The organism is Mesorhizobium sp. NPDC059025, assembly GCF_042739655.1.
Lineage (GTDB): Bacteria > Pseudomonadota > Alphaproteobacteria > Rhizobiales > Rhizobiaceae > Mesorhizobium.
Window position 1 is genome coordinate 203,219 of sequence record NZ_JBHYIM010000005.1, and the last position, 26,449, is coordinate 229,667.

Here is a 26,449-nt window from a genome sequence, read left to right on the forward strand (position 1 = left end):
GGCGTGCTCCTATCGACCTTGCGCGCGCCTCGGCAATCAGTACTCCACCACCCGGTTGTCGTGCGGGTCTGCCCAGCGGGTGTTGGGCACGACCGAGAACCAGCCCGGGCGGGACGGGTCGCGGTCGTAGGGGTAGCCACCGATCGACTTGTAGAGTTCGGCATACTTGCCGAGCTTGTCACGGTCGATCTCGACGCCGAGGCCGGGCTTTGTCGGCACTGCGATCGCGCCGTTCACATATTGCATCGGGCCGCCGACGATGATGTCGTCGACGAGCTGGTGGTAATGCGCGTCGGCATGGAAGACGAGGTTCGGCACCACCGCGCCGAGATGCAGCATGGTGGCCAACTGGATGCCGAGTTCGCCGGATGAGTGGACGGCGATGCCGAGCTGGAAGGTCTCGCAGACGCCGGCGGCCTTGATGCAGGGCCGGATGCCGCCCCAGAAGGTCGTGTCGAGCAGGATGACGTCGACCGCCGGATTGAGGATGTTGGCCGACAGCTGCTCGAAATTGATGACCACCGTGTTGGTGGCCAGCGCCATCGACGTGTTCTCGCGCACGCGCCGCATGCCGTTGAGACCCCAGGTCGGGTCCTCGTAGTAGTCGTTGTTCAGGTCCTCGATGCCCTTGGCGAAACGGATCGCCTCCTCGACACTGAAGGCGGCATTGGGATCATAACGTACGCTGTCGCCGCCCAGCGCCTTGGCCCAGGCGCGGTAGACCTCCAGTTCGTAGTCGGGCGGGAAGACGCCGCTTTTCAGCTTGTGGGAGGTGAAACCGCATTTCTTCTTCAGCGCCAGGGTCTGTTCGATCAGCTGGTCGGCGGTGCGCGTCTCGCCCTCGCCGGTATCCTTGTTCGGCAGGCGGAAGAACATGTAGCTGGCGAAAGGCACCATGTCGCGCATCTTGCCGCCGAGGATGTCATAGGCCGGCACACCCAGGAACTTGCCGATGATGTCGATGCAGGCGAACTCGATCGCCGCATGCATCTGCGTGCGGTTGTTGTACAGGCTGGCGGTCGGATTGCAGATCGCGAAGCGCAACTGCTCGAGCTCGAACGGATCGTGGCCGACGAGATAGGGCTTCAGCGCACGGAACGCAGCTTCCGCGCTTTCGCCGCCGCCGCCCATTTCGCCAAGGCCGATGATGCCGACGTCGGTTTCGATCTCGACAATCGTACGCACGAAGCGCCCCCAGTGCGCACCGTTGGAATGGCGCAGTGGCGCCTCGAGCGGAACCGTGACTGTTGTTGCGCGGATATCGGTGATCTTTGGCCGCTTCATGGAAGGCTCCTGGCATGCGTTTCGAATGGGGTGCCGGCCGCTGCCCCCAGCGGCCGGCGGCCGGTGGGAGACACCGGCTAGCTGATGATGCGGGTCATCTCTTCGACGCTGACGTCGTCGCGCGGCACGTCGAGTACCTTCTGGCCACGCGCCATCGCAACGATACGATCGGAGATCGGGTGGATGTGATGCAGGTTGTGGCTGATGAAGATGGAGGTGACACCCTGCGCCTTCAGTTCGACCACGTGGTCCAGCACCTTGTTGGTTTCCTTGACCGAGAGATGGTTCGTCGGCTCGTCGAGGATCAGCACCTTCGAGCGGAAATGCATGGCGCGGGCGATCGCCACGCCCTGACGCTGGCCGCCGGACAGCGCTTTCACCGGCGTGTCGGGCCCACGCAGGTGCAGGCCCACACCCTTCAGCCCCTCCATGGATTCGCGCCGCATCTTGTCGCGATCGACGACGCCGAGACCGGGACGGCCGAACTTCAGCGGCTCACGACCGATGAAGAAGTTCTGCGCGATCGTCATCTCGGGGACCATCGCCGTGTACTGGTAGATCGTCTCGATGCCGAGGCGCATCGCGACCTCCGGTCCGGTGATGGCGACCTCGCTGCCTTCGATGAAGATCTGGCCCTTATCCTGCGTATGCACGCCCGACAGGATCTTGATCAGCGTCGATTTGCCGGCGCCGTTGTCGCCGACCAGGCCGATGACCTCGCCGCGTTCGGCATGGAAGTCGACATCCTTGAGCGCATGCACCGCGCCGTACCATTTCTGCAGGCTGCTGCACCGGATGATCGGGTTGGCCGATGGCTGCGCGGTGATGACGGGTGCGATTTCGCTGGCGATGGTGCTCATCTCACGCTCCCTTCATGCTTTCGGCCTTGAGCCGGGTCTGCGTGTTGAGAACGACGGCGATGACGATCATTGCGCCGACCGCGAACATGAACCAGTTGGCGTTGACGCCGCTCAGCACGAGGATGTTCTCGATCACCGCGATCAGCAGCGTGCCGACGATCGCGCCGAGGATCGAACCGACCCCGCCGGTCAACGCGACGCCGCCGATGACCGCCGCGGCGATCGCCTGCATCTCCAGCCCGGTGCCGAGGTTCGGCACGATCACCTTGACGCGGAAACTCTGGATGATGCCGGCGAAACCCGCGAGTGTCGCGCAAAGCACGAAACAGGCCATCTTCACCCGGTCGGTCTTGATGCCCATGTCGCGTGCCGCCTGCGGCTGGCCGCCCGTCGCGTAGATCCAGTGGCCGAAATCCATGCGTCGCAGCACGAAGCCGAGCGCCAGCGCGATGGCGATCATGTAGAGCAGCGAAGCGCGCGGTGTGACGATGCCGAGGTCGAGACGTCCGACCAGCCACGATACGTCCAGTTCGCGCGGGAAGATCGGCGGGAAGCCGCCGGCCAGCACCACGGCGAGGCTGCGCGCCATGAACAGCATGCCAAGCGTGGCGATGAAGGAGGGTATCTTGAGCCGCAGCGTCATCAGGCCGTTGGCGACGCCGATGGCCGCTGCCACCAAGAGGCCGATCAGGATCGCGGCCGCCACCGGCCAGCCGGCCTGCATCAGCAGCACGGTCACCATGGGCGAAAGGCCGAAAACGGACCCGACGGACAGGTCGAATTCGCCGGCGATGATCAGGATCGTCATGCCAATGGCGACGATTGCGAGTTCGGGGATCGGTTGCAGATAGACGGTCATGTTGCCGGTCGTGAAGAACCGGGCGTTGAGGAAACTGAACAGGACGACGAGCACGAGGAAGATGGCGAGCGCAGCCATCTCAGGACGTGCCATCAGGGATCTTAGCTTGACGTTCATGAGCTGAACCTTGCTGGAGCAATTCCAGGAAAACGCGTGGCGGCTTCCGTCTGGAGTTGCATGAAAAACAAAGAATTGGATCGGTTCCGCGTTCCCGTGAAAACGGAAGGGTTCCGTGCCTCCCGCCTCAGCGGGAGGCTGTGTCGACGAGGGAAGGCAGGCCGATCAGCGCACCCCCATCTGGACGTATTTTTCGACCGCTTCGACATCCTTCGGTTCGATCAGCGCCTTGCCGGTGTTCACGTCAAAGGCCGACAGGCCGAACTTCTTGATCATCGCCAGCTGCAGGATTGGCAGATAGCCCTGGTAATAAGGCTGCTGGTCGATCGTCAGGTCGACATAGCCCTTCTTCATCTCATCGAGCACTACCGGCACGAGGTCGAAGGTCGCCATGTGGAGCTGGCCGGGCTTGATGCCGAGGTCGCGCAGGCATTCGCCGGCACCGGCACCCCAGAAGCCTGCATCGACATAGGCGTTGGTTTCCGGCTTGCCCTGCACATACTGGCAGATGCGCTGCGCGGTCACCGAAATGTCGTTCGACGAGTCGATCACCTCATAGGTGATCTGGCGGTTCGGATTGGCAGCCTTTGCCTCGTCCAGGAATTTCTTCGCGCCGCCGATACGGTCTTCCGCCCAGCTTTCTCCCGGACGGGACAAACCGAGAAGGGCATGCACCGGCTGATCCTCGGGGATCTTCTTGTACAGGCCCTGCATCAGCAGGTAACCGGCCTGGAAAAGGTCCTGGCCGACAAAGGCGAGGCGGGCGTTGCCGTCGCCACGCTTGGTGTCGTCGACATTGGCGCTGATGACCGGGATGCCCTTGTCGATCGCCTTCTTCACGGCCTCGTCATAGAGGTCGTCATTGACGATGACGGTGACGATGCCGTCGACACCCTGTTCGATCACCGTCTCCAGGTTCTGCAGATGCTTCTGCAGGTCGCCGTTGGGCGTGGTGAACAGCAGCTGACAGTCGGCGTCGAACTGGGCGCAGGCGTCGTCCATGCCTTTCTTGATCGATTGCCAGAAGCTGTTGTCGATGCCGGTCTGCGTCAGGTAGACGAATTTCGGCTTGGCCTGTGCCGGCGCGGCAAACGCAATGCCCAAGGCCAGGGCCACCAACGATTTCCTCAGCATTTCTTCTCCTCCGGTTCTGATTGGCGTGCCCTGTTTCAAGGCCGGGTATCCGCGGAGCGCGCGGCGCGGGTCCGGTGCCTGGGTGTTTCCGCCTTTCGCGGAAACGCTCCAACTCTTTGTTTTCGCAATTCCGGACGGAAAACCGCTACGCACTTTTCCTGGAATTGCTCCTGGTGCTACTTCACCTCCCCAAGAACGCGCAGGATCTCCCAGCACGCGCCGAAGGGGTGGTAGTCGGTCTTGCCGGGAGGGCTCTTGATCTCGCTCCGCTTCACGCCGTCGGGGGAAAGGATGCGGAACCAGCAGCCGTACTCGTGGTCGATCAGGTGCCGCCAGCTGTAACCCCAGAGCCGGTCATAGTCCTGCCAGTAGCGCTCCCGTCCGGTGCGCATCGCCAGGCCTGCGGCTGCAGCCACCGTCTCGCAATGTGTCCAGTGATACTTGTCGAGATCGTACAGCCTGCCGTCAGGCCCATAGCTGTAGTGCATGCCGCCGAATTCGAGATCGGCGCTCCTGGCCAACGCCGTTTCATAGAGCGTGACGGCTGTGGGCAGAAGCCAGTCGCGCGGCCGGTATCGTTCGAGGATCAGCAGCAGCTTGGTCCATTCCGTCATATGGCCGGGCAGGTAGCCATAGGGACGGAACAGGTGTTTGGGATCGTCCCTGTTGTAATCCCAATCGACGGACCAGTCCTCGTGATAGTGCTCCCACACAACGCCCTGTGCCTGGCCGGCGAGTTCCACGCAGATGCGCCTTGCCAGTGTCTCTGCCCGGTCAAGATAGCGCGTCTCGCCGGTCGTCTCGTAGGCGGCAAGCATCGCCTCGGTCATGTGCATGTTGGCGTTCTGGCCGCGGTAAGGCGATACGGTGGACCAGTCGCGGCTGATCTCGTCCCTGTAGAGCTGGCGCGCTGGCTCCCAGAAGCGCTGTTCCAGCAGGTCCCAGGTCTCGGCGACCTTTTCCTTCGCGCCGGCGATCCCGGCCCTGGCGGCCGAGGCATAGGCCAGCAGCACGAAGGCGTGGCCGTAGCAATGCTTGGTTGTGTCTGCGGGCTCACGCCCGTTCATCACCCAGAAATAGCCGCCATGGTCCGGGTCGCGATGCACCTCGGCGAGATACCGCACGCCATGCGCGGCGGTATCGATGTAGTCGCGCCGGCCGAGCACATCCGCCGCTATGGAGAAGTTGAAGATGAACCGCGTGGTGGAGACGATGTGCTGGGTCTTGGCATCGGTGATGAGCCCGTCGTCGCGATATTCGTTGAAATAGCCGCCATCGAGGGTGTTCAGGCAGATCGGATGGTAGAAATCCATGATCTCGCGCATATGCGCGATGAGGAAATCCTTCGAGCGGAAGTCGGGCGCCGGCTTCATCCCTGTCATCCTATTCGGGCAGCACGATGCCGAGTTTCGACAGGGCGCCGCCGTCGATCTTCATGTCGGCACCGGTGATGAAGCGCGCCTTGTCGCTGGCGAGGAACGCCACCAGGTCGGCCACTTCCGACGCCTTGCCGACGCGGCCGATCGGGTGCCCCTTGCCCCAGGCCTCCAGCGTCCTTTCGGCGGTGCTGTCGCCTTTCCACAGATCCGCTGCCCAGCGCAGCATCGGCGTGTCGATCGAAGCCGGGCAGACTGCGTTGACCGTGATGTTGTCCGGGGCATGATCGAGCGCCATCGCGCGCACCAGGGCGTTGATGGCGCCCTTGCTGGCGGTATAGGCGGCCACGCCAGCCTGCGAGGCGTAGGACTGCACCGATGATATCGCCACGATGGCACCGCCGCCGCGCTTCCTCATCTCCGGGATGGCGAATTTCGCAGCGAGGAAGATGCCTTTCAGGTTGATGTCGAGAACATCGTCCCAGACGTCTTCCGCGGTATCCACCACCGTCCCGTAGCGCTGGATGCCGGCGCAGCAGACCAGAATATCGACGCCGCCGTGCTTCTCGACAGCGAGGCCCATTGCCGCCCGCATGTCATCGGCCTTGCGCACATCGCCGACAAAACCCGCCGCATTCGTCCCGATCTCGGCGACAGCCGTGTCGACCGAGGCCTTGTCGTTGGCGATGACCAGCACCTTGCCGCCGGCGCTGGCAAAACGCTCCGCGCAGGCGCGGCCCATGCCCAGGCTGCCGCCGGTGACGACGATGCTCCTGCCGCTGAATTCGGCCATCATCTCTGCTCCTTTTCGACGGATAGGGGTCCCGGACCGAATTTTGGTTCCGGACGGCCTCGGACACCTGGATTGAGCGCGAACACGCCGCCCTCGAGCGGATGCGCCGCAAGATGATCCGGGGTCATGGTGAAACGGGCCGAGGTGACGTAGAGCGTCGACAGATCGTCTCCACCAAAGGTGCAGCTTGTCGGCCATGTGGCGGGCAGGTCTACCATGCGCAGCAGGCGACCGTCGGTGTCGAAGTTGGCAACGGCGGCACCGCCGACGACGCGGCAGTTCCACAACGTGCCTGCCGCATCCATGCACGACCCGTCAGGCAGGCCCGGCGCGAACCCCGACACGATCGTGCGCCGGTTGCCGATTGTCCGGCCATCGACGTCATGGTCGAACCGGTAGATCTCGTTGGCGACGGTATCGGCGAAGAGGAAGCCGCCGTCGTCGGTCCAGGCCATCGTGTTCGAGATGCCGTATTCGTTGGGTGTCAGCTGTTTCACGGTCCCGTCGGGGTCGATGCGGTAGACCGCGCCCGAAGCCCGATCCATCTCCCTGGGCGAGCCATCCGGGTTCAGGTTGTTCTGCATGGTAGCCACCCAGAACGAGCCGTCCGGCGCCACCTTGCCCTCGTTGAGGCGGTTGTCCGGCAGGTCGGGCTCGGGGACAGCGAAAGTCTCGAAACCGCCATCCGGCGCCCACAGGCAGACGTCGCGCTGCATGCCGACGATGAAGCCGCCGTCGCCGCGCATGCCGATCGACGTGACGATGGTCGGTGTCGGCCAGAGGTTGTGGCGACCGTTTGCTGGTTCCAGCCGATGGATACGGCTGCCGCCGATGTCGACCCAGTAGAGCGCCTTCTCCGCGGGAGACCAGATGATGCTTTCGCCGACAATATCGCCCGCGTCGAAGACCAGCTCAGCCATGCAGGCCGCCTTGGCTGCTCGTCCCGCATCTCGCCCGATCACTCGACATCACAGGCTTCCTCCCCTGTTTGTATCCTTGTATGCAAGAATATGATCGAGTGTCAAGCGAGCGATATCTGGGGCTTCGTCGCCCGAGGCAACCCGATATGCTTGACAGTTCGCGAACTTGCATACAAGAAAACACAGGGAATGGAGATTGGCGGATTGGCGCAAGAGTCCAAGATTTCGGCGGCAGAGCACTGCTATCGCACGCTGTCGCACAAGATTGTCTCGCTTGAACTCAAGCCGAACGAGCCGGTTGGCGAGCAGGCGCTGGCGAAGATGCTTGGGGTAAGCCGTACGCCGGTCCGCGAGGCGCTTTCGAGACTGAGCGCCGAGCGTCTGGTCGATTTGCGGGCGCGGGCAGGTGTCATCATCGCGCCGATCCGCCTCGATGCTGTGCGCACCGCGCAGTTTGTTCGCGAAAAACTGGAGATGGCCATCGTGGCGGAGGCGGCCACCCAGTCGAACAGGCGCATCCTGCTCGGGATCAGGCAGGCGATCGAGGAACAGGAACTGGCGATCTACGAGAACAGCCCCGAGCTTTTCTTCGAGGCCGACGAACGCATGCATGGCCTGTTCTGCGCGCTGGCGGGACGGGAGAGCGTCTGGAGTTTCATTTCCGATGCAAAGAAGCACATGGACCGGCTGCGCAAGCTGTCGATCCAGAGCGGCCATATGGATGTGCTGGTCGACGACCACCGCCGCCTGACAGAGAAGGTGGCGGCGGCGGACGCGGACGGCGCGGCGGGGATCATGCAGATTCATCTGCGCAGGGTGCTGGACGACCTGCCGGAGATTCGCCGGAGTTTTCCGCATTTCTTCGAAGCGGACGCTTCATAGCCCGAGTGTCCGTACAGTTGCATCCTGCGGAGCGGGTGAAAACATGGCATTCTGGAATGCGGCAGCCTCAGGATGCGGAGCGATCTGCCGGATCGACGTTGCAGGAAGGGGTGATCCGCATGGACGACCAGAAGAAGGAGTTCGAGAGCGAGATTGCCGGCTACCGACAGCCGATGGTCACGTCCGTCGGCATCGTCCTCGGCTTCCTGCTGGCGTTCCTGGCCAACTGGGCCTCGCAGGCCGATGGCTCGTCGCCCGCTCTTTACAGTGCTTCTGACTTCATCATCGCGCTGGCGCTGTTCGGCAGTGCCGTTCTCTTCACCATCGTCCTGTTCCGGATGCTCAACAACCGCATCCACGCGGATGCGGCGACCCGCTATCAGACCACGTTCCGCATCTATATCTGCGGCTTCCTGCTGGCTTTTTCGGGTCTGGCGGTGGCCCTGGTCGTTTGATGGCCCCTGAACGTCTGTCGCATCGCTGAGCGGGAGGCAGACATCACGCCCCGGGGCGGTGATGTCTGTTGCCGGGGCAATCAAACGCACCTCGGATTGAGGCATTCCGACCAAGCTTCGACATGACGCCGGCATGCACAGGCGGGGACCGCCATTGTTCGCGGCGGCCATGCTGCGCCTGTCGGATCGCAGGCGCTTCCTGAACGAGCATCCTCGGTCGCCGACACCGATTTTCCACCGCTGGTCCGGTCTTTGCGGCGCCCGATACGATTGCGCCCGACGCCTCTTTCCTGTCGTGGACAGGCGGCCTGGCAGCGTTTTTATCCACTTGTCAAAATTTTCCTTGACGACTGAATATTTTTACTTGACGCTTGACAAGTCGGCTTCGGCCGGAGGGAGAGGGAGAGAGCATGACCAGACCGCGCCACTGGATGAGCCCGATCGCGCTTGCTGCATCGGTCTTGTTTGCCGTACCCGCGAATGCAATTGACATCATGCCCGGCGACTACACGGTGCTGCCTGCCGGGACCAATGCGCTTTTGCTTTACGGGCAGTATTCGCAGAGTTCGAAACTGAAGGTAGACGGGGTCGGCGAAGTGCCGGATTCCAAACTCGGCCTCGGAATCGGGATCGCACGCTATCTGCACTACACCAGCGTTGGCGGGGTACCGGTCGGACTGCAGGCCTTCCTGCCGTTTGGCGGTTTCACCGAGGCACGGATCGGAGGGGCCGAACCGCTGACGAAGAGCGGCATTGGCGACTTGACGTTCGGTATCACCGCATGGCCGCTGAGCAGCGCCGACCCGACCGGCACCACGCTTGGCGTCACGGCCTATGTCTCCCTCCCCACCGGCGCTTTCCGCGACGAACCGGGGGCAATCAACATCGGCTCCGGCACCTGGACCTTCACGCCGCAGATCGGCCTGATCCAGGGCCTCGGCAATGGCTTCTTCTTCGACGGCGCTCTCGACGTCGCCGTGCGATCCGACCATACCGAGAACGGGATCGAGTTCTCGCGTGACGCCTCCGTCCAGGTTCAGGCGTATCTTCGCTATCAGTTCTCGGCGACGACCAATGTTTCGTTCGGCTATTCGGGCACCTTCGGCGGCAAGGATTTCGTCAACGACACTTATGCCGGCACGAAGACCCGTTCCGACCAGTTGCGGCTGTTCGGCAGCACATTCCTGACGCCGACCTTGCAGGTGCAGGGGATGATCGGCACCGACCTCAACACTCAGGGCGGCTTCCGCAACGATTTCATCGGCACCGTTCGGCTGATGAAGCTTTTCTAGAGTTTCTCCAAGCCGGTTCTGTTTGGGGACGCGGCAGGCGATCTGGTGGAACAGGCACTCCGTGAGCCCATGTTCCACCCGACGGATCGCAGGCTTCGCAATGAATCTTGACACTTGTCAAAAGAAAACTTGACAGTCGTAAAGCATCGTTTCCATACTGGTTTGTATCGATCAGCGATCTACGGGAGGAGAGTCGGATGGTTTCGAAAAAGCGAGGTATGCATTTCAACGGCGACTGCAGCCCATCCAGGCCGAGCGGGTGCTGACATGGGAGATCTCAAGGGGAGGAAGGCTCTCGTTACCGGTGGCGCTCAGTCGATCGGCGCAGCCATTGCTGCCGCTTTGGTTGCGGCCGGCGCCGATGTCGTGATCGGCGATATTCAGGATGATGTTGGCCGGGCGACCGCCAAGGACCTCGCGGCCAAGGGAGCCAGGACCGGCTTTGTCCATCTTGACGTCACCAAGGACAAGGACTGGGAAGCCGCCGTTCCGCAAATCATCGAGCAGATCGGTGGCCTCGACATCGTCGTCAACAATGCGGGCATCGAAGTCACGGCGCTCGTGGCCGATATCGATGCCGACAGCATGTTGCGGATGTTCAACATCAATTGCGTTGGCACGGCACTGGGCATGAAGCATGCCTTTCGTGCCATGCGGCCGGGCGGCCCCGCAGGCAACGGCGGCTCGGTCGTAAACATTGCTTCGGTCGCCGCGACGATCGCATTTCCGGCCATCGCCGCCTATTCGGGCAGCAAATCCGCGGTCGATCGCATGACCCGCGTCGCGGCGGTCGAGGCCGGCAAGCTTGGCTATGGCGTGCGTGTCAATTGCGTCTATCCGGGACTGATCGCCAATTCGATGGGCGTCGCCCTGGCCAATGACATCGTCGCGCTCGGCCTTGCGCCGGACGTCCCGACAGCGGTCGGCGGCGTTGTCGAGCAGACGCCGCTCGGGCGGTTGGCCGAGCAGCCGGAAGTCGCCGACGCCGTGGTTTTCCTCTGCTCCGATGCCGCACGCTTCATCACCGGCATCGGGCTTCCGGTCGACGGCGGCATGGGAACCTAGGGCTCGCGCCCATTTGAACCCGCGATAATTCACCTAACTTTCAGGGTAGTTCCATGAGCGACAAGAAGCCTGTCATCGTATACGGCGCGTCTGGTTACACGGGCCGCCTCATCTGCGAATACCTGCGCGAACTGAACGTGCCTTTCACGGCGGTCGGCCGCAACGAAAAGCTCGTCAAGGACGTCATGGACAAACTGCCCGGCACCGAAACCGCGCGGTTCGACGTCACCACCGTCAAGCACGACAAGGCCTCCCTGGTGAAGCTGTTCAAGGGCGCTTCGGTGGTCTGCAACACCGTCGGCCCGTTCATCTCCTATGGCGGTGACGTGGTCGAGGCCTGTCTGGAAGCCGGCTGTCATTATCTCGATACCACCGGAGAGCAGGACTGGGTCCTGGAGTGCAAGGAAAAGTGGGGCGCCGATTTCGCCAGGAAAGGCCTGCTGCTCTCTCCTGGCGTCGCGCACATGTACACTACCGGCGAGATCGCGGCACAGATCGCGCTGGAAACCCCGGGCCTCGACACGCTCGACATATTGACGCTGTGGGGCGGGTTCCCGACCACGGCATCGACGCAGACCATTTTCACCATCCTGAAGGCGAAGTGGTACTATCTCGAGCAGAATGAATACAAGGAATGGCCGACCAGCACCAAGTTTGACGTCGTCGTTCCCGGCCAGCACGAGATGGGTCTTGCCCTGCCGTGGGGCGGCACCAGCCATCCGATCTGGTTCAAGGACGATCCGCGCGTCGCCAATGTGAAGGTGGCAGCCGGCGTGTTTGCGCGCCCGGTCATGGAAGGCGTCATCGCCACGGTGAAGATGTACGAAGACAACATCAAGCCGTTGCCGATGGACAGGCAGATCGAGGAATTGCAGAAGATCGCCTCGTCGATCCAGTCGAACATGCCGCCGCGCGAAAATCCGCGCATCAACCGCTCGATCGACTCGGTCCACGCCTCCGGTCCGCTGACCCGCGTGCATGTCGTCATCCATGGCAACAGCAACTACAAGCAGACCGGTCTTCTGCAGGCCTACGCTGCCTATTCACTGATCCAGCAGCCGCCAAGGCGTGCAGGCTTCGCTTCGGCCGGCCAGGCTTTCGGCCACCGCGAGCTGCTCGGCGTGCTGCAGAGTTTCGGCTTCGTCGGCGAGCCGATCGTCACGGTCAATCGGTAGCTCGATGCGCGGCTTGCCGCGCGAGAGACCATGACCCCTGGCTGACGGCGATCGACGGATGCGTCGTCAGCCCTTTTGTAACCGGAAAAGAGCCGGCCGATTGGAGGAGCGCTCGGCTGTTCGCCGTGCGCCAGGGAGATGCCGCGTCCATGCAGGTCGTCGTTGCGGGGGTTGGAGCAATCCCCTTCAGGAAGCCGGATGCCGGCGACAGCTATGTGCGCATGGGCGCAGAGGCAATTGCCCTGTGCCTGCGGGATGCAGGCTTGCCTTACGATGTCATCCAGCAGGTCTATGCCGGTTATGTCTACGGCGACAGCTGCGCGGGACAACGCGTCGTCTACCAGGCGGGCATGACCGCAATCCCCATCTTCAACGTCAACAACAATTGCGCGACAGGCTCCTCGGCTCTCTTCCTGGCGCGGCAGGCGGTGGCGAGCGGCGCGGTCGAGTGCGCATTGGCGGTCGGTTTCGAGCAGATGCGCCCAGGCGCCATCGGCAATGTCTTCACCGACCGCGAAAGCCCGTTCGACCTGTTCGATCAGGAAGCCGACAGGCTGGCGGGCCATGCGGAGCTTCCGATCGCCATCCGCTATTTCGGTGGCGCCGGCCTGGCGCATATGCGGCAGTACGGGACCAGGCTGGAAACCTTTGCCAGCATCAGGGCCAAGGCCAGCCGTCACGCCGAACACAATCCGATGGCGATTTTCCGCAAGCCGCTGAGCGTGGAAGACGTCATGGCTTCACCCATGTTGTGGGACGGTGTGATGACCCGTCTCATGGCCTGCCCGCCGACATGTGGTGCCGCGGCGAGCCTGCTGTGCTCGCCCGCATTCGCCCGCAGGCACGGGCTCGACATGCGTGTGGTGATCTCGGCTCAGGTCATGACGACCGATCCGGCAATCGATCCGGCAACGCGCGATATGCGCGACGTGGTCGGAGCGGGAATGGCGCGGATGGCGGCGAGGCAGGTCTATGACAAGACGGGCATCGACCCTCGCGACATCGATGTCATCGAACTGCACGACTGCTTTGCCCACAACGAGCTGATTACCTACGAGGCGCTCGGCCTGTGCGGTCCCGGAGAGGCCGAAAGGCTCGTCAGCGACAACGACAACACCTATGGCGGCGCCGTCGTCGTCAACCCGTCCGGAGGCCTCCTGTCCAAGGGACACCCCCTTGGCGCCACCGGACTGGCACAATGCGCCGAGCTGACCGCGCAACTGCGCGGCGTCGTGGGCGCGCGCCAGGTGGAGGGCGCGCGTCTGGCCCTGCAGCACAATCTGGGTTTGGGCGGTGCCTGTGTGGTCACGCTGTTCGAGAAGGTGAGCTGAAACGGAAAAGCACGGCGGGACAACCGCGAAGGGAGGAGAAATGGGACGCGTTCAGGACAAGGTGGCGATCGTGACCGGCGGAGCCAAGGGGCTTGGCCTGGCATCGGCGGAGGCGCTGGTGCGCGAAGGCGCCAGGGTGATGATCGCCGACGTCGATGCGGCCAGCGGAGAGGCCGCCGCCAGGACGCTGGGCGACAAGGCAGCCTTTCACAGGCTGGACGTGACGGATGCCAAGGCCTGGGATGCCGCGCTGAATGCTACGGAAAAGGCGTTCGGACCGCTCGACGTGCTTGTCTCCAGCGCCGGTGTCGGCTCGATCGCAAGCGTCGAGGATATCTCGGACGCCGAGTGGAACCGCACAATCAACATCAACCTCAACGGCATCTACCTGGGCACCAAGGCTGCAATCGCCCGGATGAAGGGCAGGGGAGGATCGATCGTCCACATCGCTTCGGTCGAGGGCATGGTCGGCGATCCTGGTTTGCCGGCGTACAATGCGAGCAAGGGCGCGGTCCGCATGTTCACCCGCTCGGCCGCGATCCACTGCGCGCGCAGCGGCTACGGCATCCGCGTCAATACGGTAAGCCCCGGTTTCGCCGGCACGCAGATGGTGGCCGATGCGCTCGCCGCGCTCGACCCCGGGGACGCGGAAGCCTTTGCCGGGCGCTCGCTGGCACGCATTCCGATGGGTCGTTTCGCCGAACCGGCCGAGATAGCCAATTGCGTCCTTTTCCTTGCCTCGAGCGAAGCCAGCTACATCACGGGCAGTGACCTCGTGGTGGATGGCGGAATGATTGCCTGAGGTCGCCATGAGTGCGGTGCCAGCAACATCAGAATTCGTGGGAGGTGAAAATGGTCAGTGAAGGCGAATTGCTGTGGGCGCCGAAGCGGGCGTTCGTCGAACGCTCCAACCTGCATGCGTACATGCAGTGGCTGAAGACGGAGCGCGGTCTCGACTTCCCGGAATACGAACCGCTGCGGCAATGGTCGGTCACCGAGATCGAGGCGTTCTGGGCCAGCATCTGGGACTATTTCGACGTGCAATCGGGCACGCCCTACGCGCAGGTGCTGGACAGTCGGCGGATGCCGGGCGCGAAGTGGTTCGAGGGATCGACGGTCAATTATGCCGAACATCTCCTGCGCTACGAGACGAAGGCGCGGCCGGACGACGTTGCCTTCCATCATCTCTCGGAGATACGGCCTCTCGGGCGGATGGGATGGGCCGAGCTCGGCAACGATGTGCGCAAGCTGGCGACGCAATTGCGCAAGCTGGGCATAAATCCGGGCGATCGCGTGGTTTCCTACATGCCGAACCTGCCCGAAACGGCGGTGGCGATGATCGCGGTCATCGCCATCGGCGCGATCTGGTCGAGCGCAGCACCGGAATTCGGCGTCAAGACCGTGATCGAGCGTTTCGCGCAGATCGAGCCGAAACTGATCTTCGCCGCGGACGGCTACCGTTTTGGCGGCAAGGATTTCGACCGGCGCGGCGACGTCAAGTCGATCACCGATGCGCTGCCGACACTTGAGCACGTGATCTGGCTGCCCTACCTCGACCGGAATGCCAGGCTGGAGGGCGTCGCCAATGTCACCCAGTGGCACAGCCTGATGGATGCTCAGGCGCCGTCGCGCGCGGACTTCAAGTTCGAGCGCGTGGCGCACGACCATCCGATCTGGATCCTGTTCTCGTCGGGGACCACGGGCCTGCCGAAAGCGATCGTGCACAGCCATGTCGGTGTTCTCGTCGAGCATCTGAAGCTCATGCACTTCCAGCTCGATCTCAAGCCCGGATCGAACATGTTCTTCTATTCGACAACCGGCTGGATGATGTTCAACCTTCTGGTGGCCGCGCTCCTGACCGGCTCGGCCGCCACGCTTTATGACGGCAATCCCGCGCACCCCGAAACGGACTTCCTGTGGAAGCTCGCCGCCGATACCGGGGCGACGATGTTCGGGGCCAGCCCGACCTTCGTGCAGATCATGGAAAAGGCCGGGCTGGAACCGGGCAGGAAATTCGACCTGTCGGCGCTGGAATGCGTGATGGCGGCGGGCGCCCCTTCGACGCCGGAAACCTTCGCCTGGTTCTACAAGGGCGTGAAGAAGGACCTCTGGGTTACGTCGCAGTCCGGTGGCACCGAGATCTGCTCGGGCTTTGTCGGGGCGGCGCCGAGCCTGCCGGTCCATGCCGGCGAGATCCAGACCCGTATGCTGGGCATGGACGTGCGTTCCTGGGGCGATGACGGCAGGGAGCTGGTGGATGAGGTGGGCGAACTGGTCGTCACCAATCCGTTTCCATCGATGCCGGTGAAGTTCTGGAACGATCCGGACGGCAAGCGCTATCACGAATCCTACTTCGACGTGTTCGCCGGCGTCTGGCGTCACGGCGACTTCCTCAAGATCAACCGGCGCGGCGGCTGCTACATCTATGGCCGGTCGGATTCGACACTGAACCGCTACGGCGTCCGCATCGGCACCGCAGAGATCTATCGTTCCGTCGAACAGCAGCCGGAAGTGGCCGACAGCCTGATCGTGTGCTGCGAACTGCCGGGCGGCAATTTTTTCATGCCGCTCTTCGTCAGGTTGAAGCCGGGCTTCGAGATGTCCGACGAGATCCGCGCCGGCATCAACAGGCGTCTCAGGCAGGACTACAGCCCTCGGCACGTACCGGACAGGATCTACGCGATCGACGCCGTACCCTACACGCTGACCGGCAAGAAGATGGAAGTGCCGATCCGCAAGATCCTGATGGGCTGGGAACCCGGGAAAGCGGCGAGCCGTGATGCGATGGCGAACCCGGATTCGCTTGCCTATTTCATAGAATTCGCAAGGTCGTCCACCGACTATCAGTGGCGCGCGGAGGCATCCGCATGAACGCCGGAAAGCGGGCACAGACCGCGCCGGCCAATGAGGGCGGGCCGGCCAGCGAGCAGGTCAGGCGGACGATCGACAGCGCCCTCGGCCAGAATGTGACGGGCGATTTCCTGCCGTCCGATTTGTACGGGACCGCGGTCGATCTGCTGTTCCGGGCGGCGCGCCAGCCGATGGCACTCGGCAGGGCGACGCTCGGTTTCTGGACCGATATCGCCAGGATCGCCACCGGCACGGCGGAGAAACGGCAGCCTGAGCAGGGCGATCGCCGGTTCGGTGACAAGGCCTATACCGAGAACCTGTTCTATGCGGGACTGCTCCAGGGCTACCTCGCCTGGCGATCCGCGCTGAGGGGGTTCGCGGACGTCGCGCTGAACGAGAAGGAACGTTTCCTGCTCGATCAGCTCGTCGAGGCCGGTGCTCCGACCAACAGCCTGCTTGGCAATCCGGCAGCGATGCGAGCCGCCATCGAAACCGGCGGCGCCAGCCTGGTGCGTGGGGCAAGGAACCTGGCCGGGGACATCGCAAAGCTGCGCCCGATTCCATCGCAGGTCGATGACAGCGCGTTCAGGGTCGGCGAAAACCTGGCTGTGTCGCCGGGCTCGGTCGTGCTGCGCACCGAGATGTTCGAACTGATCCAGTATCGGGCGCAGACCGAAAAGGTGCACGAGCGCCCGATTGTGATCGTGCCTTCCATCGTCAACAAGTTCTACATTTTCGATATCGCGCCGGGCCGCTCGATCATCGAGCACTACATCAGGAACGGCCACACTGTTTTCATGCTGGCCTGGCGTAATCCGCAGAAGCGGCACGATCGCTGGGGCATGGGCGAATACCAGGACTCGATCGATACCGCCATCGGCACGGCCTCCGCGATCACCGGTTCGAACGATGTCAATCTGTGGGCGGTGTGCGGCGCCGGCCCCGTCGCCGTCTCGCTGGCCGGCTATTATGCCGCCAGGAAGACCCGCAAGATCAACAGCCTGCTGCTGGTTGTCTCGCCGCTCGACACCAAGGCGATGGCGCAGGCGCCCTCACTCAGCGCCTTTGCCGAGCCGCGCAACGGGATGGCCCGCCAGATGGTGCGCAAGGTGAGCCGTAACAAGCGCATCAGCGCCAATGAATTCACGCTGCTGTTTGCCATGCTGCGGCCCAACGACCTGATCTGGAACTACTGGGTGTCCAACTATCTGATGGGCATCACGCCCGCCGCTTTCGACGTGCTTTACTGGAACGGCGACGGGACCGGCATGACCGCGCAGTTCAACCATGATTTTTCAGCGTTCGTGGAGGCGAATCCGTTCCTTGCCGACGGTGCCATGGATGTGCGCGGTACCGCGATCGCGCCGGTGTCGCAGCTCGGTATCGACAGCTATGTCCTGGGCGCCGCCAACGATCATCTCTGCGTCTGGCAGAGTGTGTACCGCAGCGCCCGGCTTCTGGGTGAGCGCAGCCAGTTCGTGCTCGGCAACAGCGGCCACATCCAGACCATCGTCTCGCCCCCCGGCAATCCGAAGGCCAGCTTCTTCACCAATGAGAACAAACCGGAGTCGGCGGAAGAGTGGCTGACGACGGCGGAAAGACACGCGGGCAGCTGGTGGGATCATGGCGTTGCCTGGACCTCCGCCCGCGCCGGCAGGATGGTTGGCGCGCCACGAGCGGAAGGCAACGCCGAATTCCCCCCACTATGTGCCGCACCCGGGACCTATGTTCATGAGCGTGGATGAGACCTTGCGGCGCAAGAACGAGACAGTCTCCGAACACCGGGCTCGCGACCCCGACAGGCGCGAGATGTCCTCGCGCCAGCTCAGGGTTTTCGGCAAGAATATCCGCGTCGCCGTCTGGCCGTGTCACGGCAAGGCCAGGACCCCGCTGCTGCTGCTGAATGGCATTGGCGCCAGCCTGGAGATGCTGATGCCCTTTGCCGATGCGCTCGAGGACCGCGAGATCATCGCCTTCGACGTGCCGGGTTCGGGAAAATCCGAAGCCACCATCCTGCCCTACCGCCTGTGGATGCTGTCCATGCTGGCATCGGCTGTGCTGGACAGGCTGGGCTACGGCCGGGTGGACGTGCTGGGCGTATCCTGGGGCGGTGCTCTTGCGCAGCAGTTCGCGCTGCAGAATCCGCGCCGCTGCCGCAAGCTGGTTCTCGCAGCAACCTCGCAAGGCATGCTGATGGTGCCGCCAAGGTTCTCGGTGCTGTCAAAATTCATGACGCCGAGGCGGTTCAATGACGCCAGCTACCGCAAGCAGATCGCCGGTGAGATTTATGGAGGCAAGGCGCGCACCGAGCGCCTGCTTGTCGAGGAGTTTCGCACGACGAGCCGTCGTGGCTATCTCTACCAGCAACTGGCGCTGCTCGGCTGGACCAGCATGCCCTGGCTTCCACTGCTCGCGCAGCCGACGCTGGTATTGGCCGGTGACGACGACCCGGTCGTTCCGCTCGCCAATGCACGCGTGCTCTCGATGCTGATCCGCGACAGCCGTCTGCGTGTCCTCAACGACGGTCATCTGTTTCTGATCTCGAGCGCGGACGAGGCCGCCAAAGCGGTTACCGAATTCCTGGATGCCAATGGGAGGGACAACAATGGGAAAGCTTGACGGCAAGGTGGCGCTGATAACAGGTTCCGGCCGCGGCATCGGCCGCGAGATCGCATTGAAACTCGCGGGTGAGGGCGCCAGCATCGTCATCAATGATCTCGATGCTTCCCTGGCGGAGGAAGCAGTCGAGGCGGTGAAGCTGTCGGGTTCCGGAGCGGTCGCCTGTGTCGGCTCGGTGACGAATCCCGATTTCGGCGATCGCCTGGTGAAGACGGCCCTCGACGCGTTCGGTGGCATCGACATCATCGTCAACAATGCCGGCTACACATGGGACAACACCGTCGGCAAGATGACCGACGAACAATGGTACGCGATGGTCGACGTTCACATGACGGCGCCGTTTCGTGTGTTGCGGGCGGCGTCGGACTTCATCCGGCTGGCGGCCAGGAGGGAGGCCGAGGAGGGCCGCGAGGTCTTCCGCAAGGTGGTGAACATCTCCTCGCTTGCCGGCGTCGGCGGCAATGCCGGCCAACTGGGCTATGGCGCGGCCAAGGCCGGCGTCAACGGCATGACCAAGGTCATGGCGAAGGAGTGGGGGCGCTACAAGGTCGACGTGAATTCCGTCGCCTTCGGCCTGATCAGGACTCGCCTCACCGAAGTCGCGGGCGGTGCCGGCGCGATCAAGATCGAAGGCAAGGACATCAAGGTGGGAGTCAATCCCGACGTGATGAAGGCCATGGAGGCCGGCATCCCGCTTGGCCGCGCCGGCACGCCGGAAGAAGCCGCGGGAGCGGTCTATCTGTTCTGCATTCCGGAATCGAATTACGTCAGCGGCCAGGTACTCGTCTGCAGTGGTGGCTACATGTTCTGATTTGGGAAACGCCAGAATGTCACGGTCGCAAAGCGGCCGCGCACGTTGAACTTACTTAAGCAATAAACCATATTGCCGCGAGAGAGTTGGAAATGAAGGCATTTGATGCAAACTGCCCCGCGACAGCGTACCGAGCGGCGACCTCCGGTGGATAAGTACCTGGAACGTCGGGCCGAATTGGTCGAAGCGGCCCTTCAGACATTGGCGGAGATGGGTTATGCGCGCACGAGCCTGCGCGAAATCGCGCAGAAGTCGCGCTTCTCCCACGGTGCCATCCACTACTATTTCAGCGACAAGGTCGACCTGATTGCCTATTGCGTGCGCGAGTACAAGGCAAAATGCGTCAAGCGTTACGACCAGATCGTGCTTGACGCGACCTCCTACCAGGAACTTGAAAGCCGGTTCGCCGAGGGGCTTGTCCAGACCCTGCGCGAAGAGGCCCTGCTTCACCGCCTGTGGTATGACCTGCGGGCGCAGGCGCTCTATGAAGACGCGTTTCGCGCGGACGTGCACGAGATCGACAAAAGTCTGGAGCAGATGGTCTGGCGCGTGATTTCGCGGGCATTTGCCCTGAGCGGCAAAGAGCCCGGCATATCGCCGCCGGTCGCCTACGCGGCCCTCGACGGTCTGTTCCAGTCGGCCTTGCTGAACTTCCTCAACGAGGATCCGGACGCGTTGCCCAATCTGAAAGACAGGGTGTGCGAATTCCTTTCGCTGGCTTGCCAGACCCAGAAACCAGCCGGAAGTTAATCGTGGCCTGTCGATCGGCTCCAAGCCGGACAGTCCGCGACATCCGGCCCGCCTTCATCCAAGCCAACGGTCTTCATCATGGCAGCCCAGTTTTCCTGGTTCAATGAGCCCAAGTCCTGGTCCGGCGATGCCGGTGCACTGAAGCTTACGACCGAGCCGGATACGGATTTCTGGCGCGAGACCTTCTACGGTTTCATCCGCGACAGCGGCCATGCCTACACCTGCGCGGTCGCCGATGATTTTTCGGCGGAAGCGACGGTGCTCGGCGACTATGCCGATCTCTATGACCAGGCCGGTCTTTTCCTGCGGCTGGACGAACGGCACTGGATCAAGGCCGGCATCGAATACACCGACGGCATGATGCATTTTTCCGTCGTCGTCACGCGCGGCGTGTCCGACTGGTCCGTCATTCCGCTGCCTGCTGCCAAGCCGACCGATCCGGTTCGTATCCGCCTGACCCGGCACGGCGATGCCGTGCGCGTGCAATATTCGGTCGGCGACATGGCCTGGCAGATGGCGCGGCTGTGTCCGTTCCCGGCGGCCGATGCCCGGGTCGGCGTCATGGCCTGCTCGCCGCAAGGCCCGGGGTTTGACGTATCATTCTCCGACTTTACCGTCGGCGAAGCGATCCCGCGCGATCTGCACGCCGGTTAAGCTTCAGTCAGACGATACTGCCGCGGTCGTTGCAAAGGCACCTGCCTGCACCGGCCGGCAGGAATTGCGCACCATCAGCCGGCCTTTCAGCACCAGCCGGCGCGACGGTGCTTCACGATTGCCGTTCAGGCGGTCGAGCAGCAGGCTCGCCGTCTGTTCGCCGATCGCCTGAACCGGCTGGGCGATCGTCGTCAGCTGCGGGTTGAAGACGTCGGCCCAGGGGAAATCGTCAAAGCAGATGACGGAGACGTCCTCCGGGCAGGACAGGCCGAGGTCGCGGATCGCCTTCATCGCGCCGACCACCATCGGATTGTTGGCGGAGAAGATCGCGGTCGGGCGCTCATGCAGGGAAAGCAGTTGCATGGCGGCAGTGTAGCCGTCGGCTTCGTGCAGGTCGCCGGAGCGCACCAGGCTCTGGTCGAAGTTGAGCCCGGCATCGAGCAGCGCCTCGTGATAGCCGGTCATGCGGTCACGCATCGGCGTGATGTTGAAGGCGCCGGTGATGTAGCCGATGCGCCGGTGGCCGAGTTCGACAAGGTAGGTGATCGCCTCGAAGACGGCCTGATGGTTGTCGAGCACCACCCTGTCGCTGTCGACCCCGTCGACTTCGCGGTCGAGCAGCACCACCGGCACGTTGGCGCGTTCGACGGTCTCTCTCAGATAGGCGCCGTCGCCGACGCGGGCGATGATCAGGCCGTCGACCATGCGGTCGAGCAGAAGCCGGATCTGCTCGTCCTGGTTGTTCAGATCCTCGTCGGTGCAGCACAGCATCACCGCATAGCCGGCACGGTCGAAGGCCTGCTGGATGACGGAGACGACGTCAGTGAAGAACGGGTTGGTGATGTGTGGCACCGTCAGGCCGATGGTGCGAGTGGTGCCGATCTTCAGACTGCGTGCAATGGCGTTGCGCTTGTAGCCGATCTCGCGGATCGCTTGCTCGATGCGGCCGGAAAGCTCCTGGCTGACCGTGGTCGTGCCGTTGATATAGGCTGAGACCGTCGCCACCGAAACGCGTGCGGCCTCCGCCACATGCAGCATGGTGGGCGCGCCGCTCCTTCGGGATCTTTTGGGACTTGGCTCGGTCATTTTCGAAACGTTTTGAAGCGCATCAATTGCCAATACCTATGGAATTCTCCTGTTTTTAGCAAGAATCAAAAAAACATCGCCTTGATGGCCCGACTCCATCCTTGACTAATTCGAAACGTTTAGATTAGCTTTTTGCATGACTGGCAGCACGGTAGGGAGGCCGTTCCTGTCATGGCCGACCGTGAGTTTCCGCAGGATCATGGCGTCCCACCGTCGGGGCAGCCTGTCCTTGCCGCCAGTAATGTCTCGAAGGCTTTCGGCGGCGTCGTTGCGCTGAGCGACGTCGGCTTCGATCTGCGGCGCGGCGAGATCCATGCGCTGATGGGTGAGAATGGCGCTGGCAAGTCGACGCTGATGAAGATCCTCTCCGGCGTCTACACCGACTATGAGGGCACGGTTTCGGTTGCCGGGCAGCAGGTGCGGTTTTCCGGCGTGCGCGACGCCGAGGATGCCGGCATCGCCATCATCCACCAGGAATTGAACCTCGTTCCCGAACTCACCGTGGCCGAGAACATCTTCCTTGGCCGGGAAAAGCTGATCGCCGGGCTGATCGTCGACCGCAAGGCCAGCCTCACCGCATCGCGCTCCCTGCTCACCTCGCTCGGCATCGACCTCGATCCGGAAGCACGCGTTGGTGGCCTGCGGGTTGGCGAACAGCAACTGGTCGAGATCGCCAAGGCGCTGTCGAAGGATGCGCGCATCCTGATCATGGACGAGCCGACATCGGCGCTGTCTCCGGCCGAGTGCCAGCGGCTGTTCCGCATCATGCGCCAGCTGGCCGCGCAGGGCGTCGCCATCGTCTACATCTCGCACCGCATTGACGAGGTCATGCATCTTGCCGATCGCACCACGGTCTTCCGCGACGGACGCCATGTGCTGACGCGCGCCATGAGCGAGTTGAACGAGGACAGGCTGATCGCCGCCATGGTCGGGCGCACCCTGCTCGACGCATCCACGGCGATGCGCGCCGCCCACTACGACACGCCGATCCTGACGGTGCGCGACCTTTCCTTCGACCGAGCCGACCGCAGTGGCTGGCGCAGGGTGATCTCCGGCGTCGGCTTCGATCTCGGACGCGGCGAGATCCTCGGCATCGGCGGGCTGCTCGGTTCCGGCCGTACCGAAATCCTGCAAGCGATCTTCGGCAGCGCGCAAGGCAGGGTCGACGGCGACGTCCGGCTGGACGGCAAGCCGGTGGCGATCCGTTCGCCGCGCGATGCGCGCCATCTTGGCATCGCACTGGTCACTGAGGACCGCAAGGCGGAAGGGCTCTATCTCAAGGCCTCGATCGTCGACAATGTTGCACTGCCGCTGGTCGGCGCGCTGTCGCGTTTCGGCCTGCGCTCGGTATCGGGTGAAAAGGCGCTCGCCGATGACGCGGTCAAGGCGCTGGGCATACGCTGCAGCGGCATCGACCAGATCGCCAACACGCTGTCCGGCGGCAACCAGCAGAAGGTGGTGATCGGCAAGTGGCTGGCCACCAAGCCGCGCGTGCTGCTGCTCGACGAACCGACACGCGGCATCGACATCGGCGCCAAGCGCGAGATCTACGACCTCGTCTTCAGGCTGGCCGATGAAGGGCTCGCAATCATCGTCGTCAGTTCCGAGATGCCGGAGCTGCTGCATCTTTCCGACCGCATCCTGGTGATGGCCGAAGGCCGCCAGACCGGAATTCTCCCCCGCAACCAGGCCAGCGAGGAACGCATCATGCAACTGGCAGCACCCCGGCATGCCAAGGGACGGACGGCGGCATGAGTGCGCTGAGGGTCCTGTCGCGCACCAAGCTTTACTGGGGGCTGATCGCCATCTTCCTGATCGGCGTGTTCTCCTCGCCGGTCACCTCCAAGGGCAGCAACATCTTCCTGTCCTACGGCAACCTGCTCGACGTGCTGCGGCAGGTCTCCACCACAGGTCTTATCGCTACCGGCATGACCGCGGTCATCATCACCGGCGGCATCGACCTCTCGGTCGGCTCACTGATGGCGATCTGCACCGTGGTGACGGCGATGCTTTTGACCATGCCTGGCGCCACGCCGGCAGCCGTCATGGGCATCCCGGCCGTGGCTTTCATCGCCCTGTTCCTCGGTGTCGTCGTCACACGCTTCCTGTTCGCCAATCTGGCCAAACCAGCGGCCGGCACACAGCATCGGACCACCCAGCTCGATGTGACGCGCGGCGTGGCGCTGCCTGCCGTGGTTGGTGTGATCCTCTGCGCCTTCGCGCTGTGGTTCCTGCTGCCTCAGGTCGGTTCGAAATTCGGCGTGCTCGGCGTTCTGATCGTAGCGCCCTGCGTCGGTCTGCTGTTCGGCGCCCTGAACGGCGTCATCATCGTCGCCGGCCGGCTGCAACCCTTCATCGTCACGCTGGCCATGATGGTGACGGCACTCGGTATAGCGCGCCTGACCGCCGGGCAGAACAACGCTGTGCTGCCGGTCTATACCGGCTCCAACGCGACTGAGGATTTCGAGGTCCTGCGCTCGCTCGCCTTCGGCTTGATCCCGATGCCGGGACTGTTCTTCCTCGGTGCCATCGTCATCTATGGCGCCGTGCTGCGCTTCACGCCATTCGGACGTTACGTCTATGCCATCGGCGGCAATGAGGAGGCCGCCCGGCTTTCCGGTATCGCTGCCGGCCGCGTCAAGATCGCCACCTATGCCATGTCTGGCCTGCTCGCCGGCATCGCTGCGGTGCTCTATGTGGCGCAATACCGCCAGGGCAAGCCGGACGCCGGCGCCGGGCTGGAGCTCGACGCCATCGCCGCCGTCGTCATCGGCGGCACCAGCCTGATGGGTGGGCGCGGCAGCCTCGCCGGCACATTCTGCGGCGTGCTGATCTTCGGGCTGCTGTCCAACATCCTGCAGCTGCACAATATCAATTCCAACCTGCAGCTGGTGCTGAAGGGCCTGATCATCATCGGCACGGTGCTGGTGCAGGAGCGCAATGCCGCCGACCTCTTTTCCCATTTGCGCCTGCCGCGAAAGCGGTCGGCGTCGACGCCACCGTCCGCGGAGGAGCGGACGACAAAAATGTCCGCGGAGGAGCGGACGACAAAAGAGACGCAGTCTCGAACAATCGGAGGAAACGCAAATGAAACGCCGTGAATTCCTGGGGCTGGCAGCCCTGACGACAGTGCTTGCCGCCACCACCGTGCTGATGCCGGGCAGTGCCTTCGCCGAGGACAAGAAATGGACCATCGGCTTCAGCCAGGTCACCACCATCGAGCCGTGGCGGGCGCAGTTCAACAAGGACATCCTCGCCGAAGCCGCCAAGCATCCGAACGTCAATCTCATCATCACCGACGGTGAGGACAAGACCGAGAAGCAGGTTGCCGATGTCGAGAACCTGATCCAGCAGGAGGTCGACGCGCTTCTGATCTCGCCGAAGGAATCGGCTGGTCTCACCGGCGTGGTGCAGAAGGCGATCGAGGCCAAGATCCCGGTCTTCGTGCTCGACCGCAATGTCGAGACCAATGATTTCACGCAGTTCGTGGGCGGCGACAACAAGCTGATCGGTCGCGCGGCGGGCGAATATGCCGTCGGGCTGCTCGGCGGCACGGGCAAGGCCGCCGGCAATGTCGTCGAGATCTGGGGCGGCATGGGCACGCAGGCCGCGCATGACCGTCATGACGGCTTCCACGAATTCACCGACAAGGAGTCGGGCATCAAGTACCTGCTCGACAAGCAGTCGGGCGACTGGAAGCAGGACCAGGCCTACAACATCATGGCGACCGCGCTGCGCAACAACGAGAAGATCGATCTCGTCTATGGTCACAACGACCCGATGGCCTATGGCGCCTATCTCGCCGCCAAGGATGCGGGCCGCGAGAAGGAGATGAAGTTCATCGGCATCGACGGCCTGCCCAATGAAGGCGTGCAACTCGTCAACAAGGGCGAGTTGTCGGCAACCTTCCTCTACGCCACGCCGGGCGCCGAAGGCCTGCGCCAGGCGCTGAAGTTCCTCGGCGGCGAAAAGGTCGAGAAGACCGTCATCCTGCCGACCCTGACGATCACCAAGGAAAACGCGCCGCAGATCCTGAAGGACAATGGGCTGTAAGCGAGGCGATCTGGACTACAGCGGCCGGCATGTTGCCGGTCGCTGTTGTGTTTCGCCGGAACGCTGATGCGATGAAGCGTTCC

The 26,449-nt window shown here is 63.2% G+C and carries 24 protein-coding genes; 16 read left to right on the forward strand and 8 right to left on the reverse strand.

Translation table 11 applies throughout. The features are described from left to right. Positions 1–36: 36 nt before the first annotated feature. From ACFWYE_RS14510 to ACFWYE_RS14540, 7 genes are all read right to left on the reverse strand, one after another. Positions 37–1,284, reverse strand: a complete 1,248-nt coding sequence (locus ACFWYE_RS14510) for an enolase C-terminal domain-like protein (RefSeq protein WP_379064108.1) — start codon at positions 1,282–1,284, stop codon at positions 37–39. A gap of 77 nt (positions 1,285–1,361) precedes the next feature. Continuing rightward, positions 1,362–2,144 (reverse strand): ATP-binding cassette domain-containing protein, encoded by a 783-nt coding sequence (locus ACFWYE_RS14515; protein ID WP_379064106.1) that lies wholly within the window; start codon positions 2,142–2,144, stop codon positions 1,362–1,364. Between the two features lies 1 nt (position 2,145). Beyond that, complete coding sequence (locus ACFWYE_RS14520) at positions 2,146–3,096, reverse strand: ABC transporter permease (protein ID WP_379112220.1); 951 nt, start codon at positions 3,094–3,096, stop codon at positions 2,146–2,148. A gap of 189 nt (positions 3,097–3,285) precedes the next feature. Beyond that, entirely contained in the window at positions 3,286–4,236 is a 951-nt protein-coding gene (locus tag ACFWYE_RS14525) for a sugar ABC transporter substrate-binding protein (RefSeq protein WP_379112222.1), read from the reverse strand. Between the two features lie 194 nt (positions 4,237–4,430). After that, positions 4,431–5,627 (reverse strand): AGE family epimerase/isomerase, encoded by a 1,197-nt coding sequence (locus ACFWYE_RS14530; protein WP_379064101.1) that lies wholly within the window; start codon positions 5,625–5,627, stop codon positions 4,431–4,433. 10 nt (positions 5,628–5,637) lie between these two features. Continuing rightward, on the reverse strand, positions 5,638–6,423 hold the full coding sequence (locus ACFWYE_RS14535) for an SDR family NAD(P)-dependent oxidoreductase (protein WP_379073205.1): 786 nt from the start codon (positions 6,421–6,423) through the stop codon (positions 5,638–5,640). Then, the gene (locus ACFWYE_RS14540; RefSeq protein ID WP_379064099.1) at positions 6,423–7,343 is read right to left on the reverse strand and encodes an SMP-30/gluconolactonase/LRE family protein; all 921 of its coding nucleotides are present in this window, start codon (positions 7,341–7,343) and stop codon (positions 6,423–6,425) included. The genes ACFWYE_RS14535 and ACFWYE_RS14540 overlap by 1 nt, the downstream gene beginning before the upstream one ends. Before the next feature lie 204 nt (positions 7,344–7,547). On the opposite strand from ACFWYE_RS14540, the gene ACFWYE_RS14545 reads away from it, so the two are divergent. The 13 genes from ACFWYE_RS14545 to ACFWYE_RS14605 all read left to right on the forward strand — a co-directional run bounded on the left by ACFWYE_RS14545 (position 7,548) and on the right by ACFWYE_RS14605 (position 21,227). After that, positions 7,548–8,225 (forward strand): GntR family transcriptional regulator, encoded by a 678-nt coding sequence (locus ACFWYE_RS14545; protein WP_379064097.1) that lies wholly within the window; start codon positions 7,548–7,550, stop codon positions 8,223–8,225. A 56-nt stretch (positions 8,226–8,281) separates the two neighbouring features. Continuing rightward, the gene (locus ACFWYE_RS14550) at positions 8,282–8,680 is read left to right on the forward strand and encodes a hypothetical protein (protein ID WP_379064095.1); all 399 of its coding nucleotides are present in this window, start codon (positions 8,282–8,284) and stop codon (positions 8,678–8,680) included. Positions 8,681–9,090: 410 nt separating this feature from the next. Next, positions 9,091–9,972, forward strand: a complete 882-nt coding sequence (locus tag ACFWYE_RS14555; protein ID WP_379112224.1) for a transporter — start codon at positions 9,091–9,093, stop codon at positions 9,970–9,972. A gap of 267 nt (positions 9,973–10,239) precedes the next feature. Beyond that, positions 10,240–11,037, forward strand: a complete 798-nt coding sequence (locus tag ACFWYE_RS14560; RefSeq protein ID WP_379112226.1) for an SDR family NAD(P)-dependent oxidoreductase — start codon at positions 10,240–10,242, stop codon at positions 11,035–11,037. A 53-nt stretch (positions 11,038–11,090) separates the two neighbouring features. Then, positions 11,091–12,212, forward strand: a complete 1,122-nt coding sequence (locus tag ACFWYE_RS14565) for a DUF5938 domain-containing protein (RefSeq protein ID WP_379112227.1) — start codon at positions 11,091–11,093, stop codon at positions 12,210–12,212. 149 nt (positions 12,213–12,361) lie between these two features. Further along, positions 12,362–13,543, forward strand: coding sequence for a lipid-transfer protein (locus tag ACFWYE_RS14570; RefSeq protein ID WP_379112229.1), 1,182 nt, complete (start codon positions 12,362–12,364; stop codon positions 13,541–13,543). A 40-nt stretch (positions 13,544–13,583) separates the two neighbouring features. Next, positions 13,584–14,345, forward strand: a complete 762-nt coding sequence (locus tag ACFWYE_RS14575) for a glucose 1-dehydrogenase (protein ID WP_379112231.1) — start codon at positions 13,584–13,586, stop codon at positions 14,343–14,345. A 50-nt stretch (positions 14,346–14,395) separates the two neighbouring features. After that, a complete protein-coding gene (locus ACFWYE_RS14580) occupies positions 14,396–16,414 on the forward strand; it encodes an acetoacetate--CoA ligase (protein WP_379112232.1) in 2,019 nt (672 codons plus the stop codon). Beyond that, positions 16,411–18,138: an alpha/beta fold hydrolase gene (locus tag ACFWYE_RS14585; RefSeq protein ID WP_379112234.1), complete on the forward strand. Its 1,728-nt coding sequence runs from the start codon at positions 16,411–16,413 to the stop codon at positions 18,136–18,138. Before ACFWYE_RS14580 ends, ACFWYE_RS14585 begins: the two co-directional genes overlap by 4 nt. Continuing rightward, a complete protein-coding gene (phaZ, locus tag ACFWYE_RS14590) occupies positions 18,125–19,012 on the forward strand; it encodes a poly(3-hydroxyalkanoate) depolymerase (protein WP_379112235.1) in 888 nt (295 codons plus the stop codon). The genes ACFWYE_RS14585 and phaZ overlap by 14 nt, the downstream gene beginning before the upstream one ends. Then, entirely contained in the window at positions 18,999–19,823 is an 825-nt protein-coding gene (locus ACFWYE_RS14595; protein ID WP_379112237.1) for an SDR family NAD(P)-dependent oxidoreductase, read from the forward strand. Before phaZ ends, ACFWYE_RS14595 begins: the two co-directional genes overlap by 14 nt. Positions 19,824–19,970: 147 nt before the next feature. Beyond that, a complete protein-coding gene (locus ACFWYE_RS14600; protein ID WP_379112239.1) occupies positions 19,971–20,573 on the forward strand; it encodes a TetR/AcrR family transcriptional regulator in 603 nt (200 codons plus the stop codon). Positions 20,574–20,651: 78 nt separating this feature from the next. After that, a complete protein-coding gene (locus tag ACFWYE_RS14605; RefSeq protein ID WP_379112241.1) occupies positions 20,652–21,227 on the forward strand; it encodes a DUF1349 domain-containing protein in 576 nt (191 codons plus the stop codon). A gap of 3 nt (positions 21,228–21,230) precedes the next feature. Here ACFWYE_RS14605 and ACFWYE_RS14610 read toward each other — a convergent pair whose 3' ends face one another. After that, positions 21,231–22,265, reverse strand: coding sequence for a LacI family DNA-binding transcriptional regulator (locus tag ACFWYE_RS14610; RefSeq protein ID WP_379112243.1), 1,035 nt, complete (start codon positions 22,263–22,265; stop codon positions 21,231–21,233). 219 nt (positions 22,266–22,484) lie between these two features. Between ACFWYE_RS14610 and ACFWYE_RS14615 the strand changes: the two genes are divergently transcribed. From ACFWYE_RS14615 to ACFWYE_RS14625, 3 genes are read left to right on the forward strand one after another with little or no spacing between them, the layout of a single operon-like run. Further along, positions 22,485–24,068, forward strand: a complete 1,584-nt coding sequence (locus ACFWYE_RS14615; RefSeq protein WP_379112244.1) for a sugar ABC transporter ATP-binding protein — start codon at positions 22,485–22,487, stop codon at positions 24,066–24,068. Continuing rightward, positions 24,065–25,414, forward strand: a complete 1,350-nt coding sequence (locus ACFWYE_RS14620) for an ABC transporter permease (RefSeq protein ID WP_379112246.1) — start codon at positions 24,065–24,067, stop codon at positions 25,412–25,414. The genes ACFWYE_RS14615 and ACFWYE_RS14620 overlap by 4 nt, the downstream gene beginning before the upstream one ends. After that, a complete protein-coding gene (locus tag ACFWYE_RS14625) occupies positions 25,401–26,366 on the forward strand; it encodes a substrate-binding domain-containing protein (RefSeq protein WP_379064066.1) in 966 nt (321 codons plus the stop codon). The genes ACFWYE_RS14620 and ACFWYE_RS14625 overlap by 14 nt, the downstream gene beginning before the upstream one ends. Positions 26,367–26,449: the final 83 nt, after the last annotated feature.

Bases quoted from the DNA above. Each gene is read 5' to 3' on its own strand.
- ACFWYE_RS14585 (WP_379112234.1), top strand. From the start codon at position 16,411: ATGAACGCCGGAAAGCGGGCACAGACCGCGCCGGCCAATGAGGGCGGG.
- ACFWYE_RS14610 (WP_379112243.1), bottom strand. From the start codon at position 22,265: ATGCTGCATGTGGCGGAGGCCGCACGCGTTTCGGTGGCGACGGTCTCA.
- ACFWYE_RS14580 (WP_379112232.1), top strand. From the start codon at position 14,396: ATGGTCAGTGAAGGCGAATTGCTGTGGGCGCCGAAGCGGGCGTTCGTC.
- ACFWYE_RS14535 (WP_379073205.1), bottom strand. From the start codon at position 6,423: ATGGCCGAATTCAGCGGCAGGAGCATCGTCGTCACCGGCGGCAGCCTG.
- ACFWYE_RS14605 (WP_379112241.1), top strand. From the start codon at position 20,652: ATGGCAGCCCAGTTTTCCTGGTTCAATGAGCCCAAGTCCTGGTCCGGC.
- ACFWYE_RS14570 (WP_379112229.1), top strand. From the start codon at position 12,362: ATGCAGGTCGTCGTTGCGGGGGTTGGAGCAATCCCCTTCAGGAAGCCG.
- ACFWYE_RS14540 (WP_379064099.1), bottom strand. From the start codon at position 7,343: ATGGCTGAGCTGGTCTTCGACGCGGGCGATATTGTCGGCGAAAGCATC.
- ACFWYE_RS14530 (WP_379064101.1), bottom strand. From the start codon at position 5,627: ATGAAGCCGGCGCCCGACTTCCGCTCGAAGGATTTCCTCATCGCGCAT.
- ACFWYE_RS14625 (WP_379064066.1), top strand. From the start codon at position 25,401: ATGAAACGCCGTGAATTCCTGGGGCTGGCAGCCCTGACGACAGTGCTT.
- ACFWYE_RS14615 (WP_379112244.1), top strand. From the start codon at position 22,485: ATGGCCGACCGTGAGTTTCCGCAGGATCATGGCGTCCCACCGTCGGGG.
- ACFWYE_RS14560 (WP_379112226.1), top strand. From the start codon at position 10,240: ATGGGAGATCTCAAGGGGAGGAAGGCTCTCGTTACCGGTGGCGCTCAG.
- ACFWYE_RS14555 (WP_379112224.1), top strand. From the start codon at position 9,091: ATGACCAGACCGCGCCACTGGATGAGCCCGATCGCGCTTGCTGCATCG.
- ACFWYE_RS14565 (WP_379112227.1), top strand. From the start codon at position 11,091: ATGAGCGACAAGAAGCCTGTCATCGTATACGGCGCGTCTGGTTACACG.
- ACFWYE_RS14550 (WP_379064095.1), top strand. From the start codon at position 8,282: ATGCGGCAGCCTCAGGATGCGGAGCGATCTGCCGGATCGACGTTGCAG.
- ACFWYE_RS14620 (WP_379112246.1), top strand. From the start codon at position 24,065: ATGAGTGCGCTGAGGGTCCTGTCGCGCACCAAGCTTTACTGGGGGCTG.
- ACFWYE_RS14510 (WP_379064108.1), bottom strand. From the start codon at position 1,284: ATGAAGCGGCCAAAGATCACCGATATCCGCGCAACAACAGTCACGGTT.
- ACFWYE_RS14520 (WP_379112220.1), bottom strand. From the start codon at position 3,096: ATGGCACGTCCTGAGATGGCTGCGCTCGCCATCTTCCTCGTGCTCGTC.
- phaZ (WP_379112235.1), top strand. From the start codon at position 18,125: ATGAGCGTGGATGAGACCTTGCGGCGCAAGAACGAGACAGTCTCCGAA.
- ACFWYE_RS14575 (WP_379112231.1), top strand. From the start codon at position 13,584: ATGGGACGCGTTCAGGACAAGGTGGCGATCGTGACCGGCGGAGCCAAG.
- ACFWYE_RS14595 (WP_379112237.1), top strand. From the start codon at position 18,999: ATGGGAAAGCTTGACGGCAAGGTGGCGCTGATAACAGGTTCCGGCCGC.
- ACFWYE_RS14515 (WP_379064106.1), bottom strand. From the start codon at position 2,144: ATGAGCACCATCGCCAGCGAAATCGCACCCGTCATCACCGCGCAGCCA.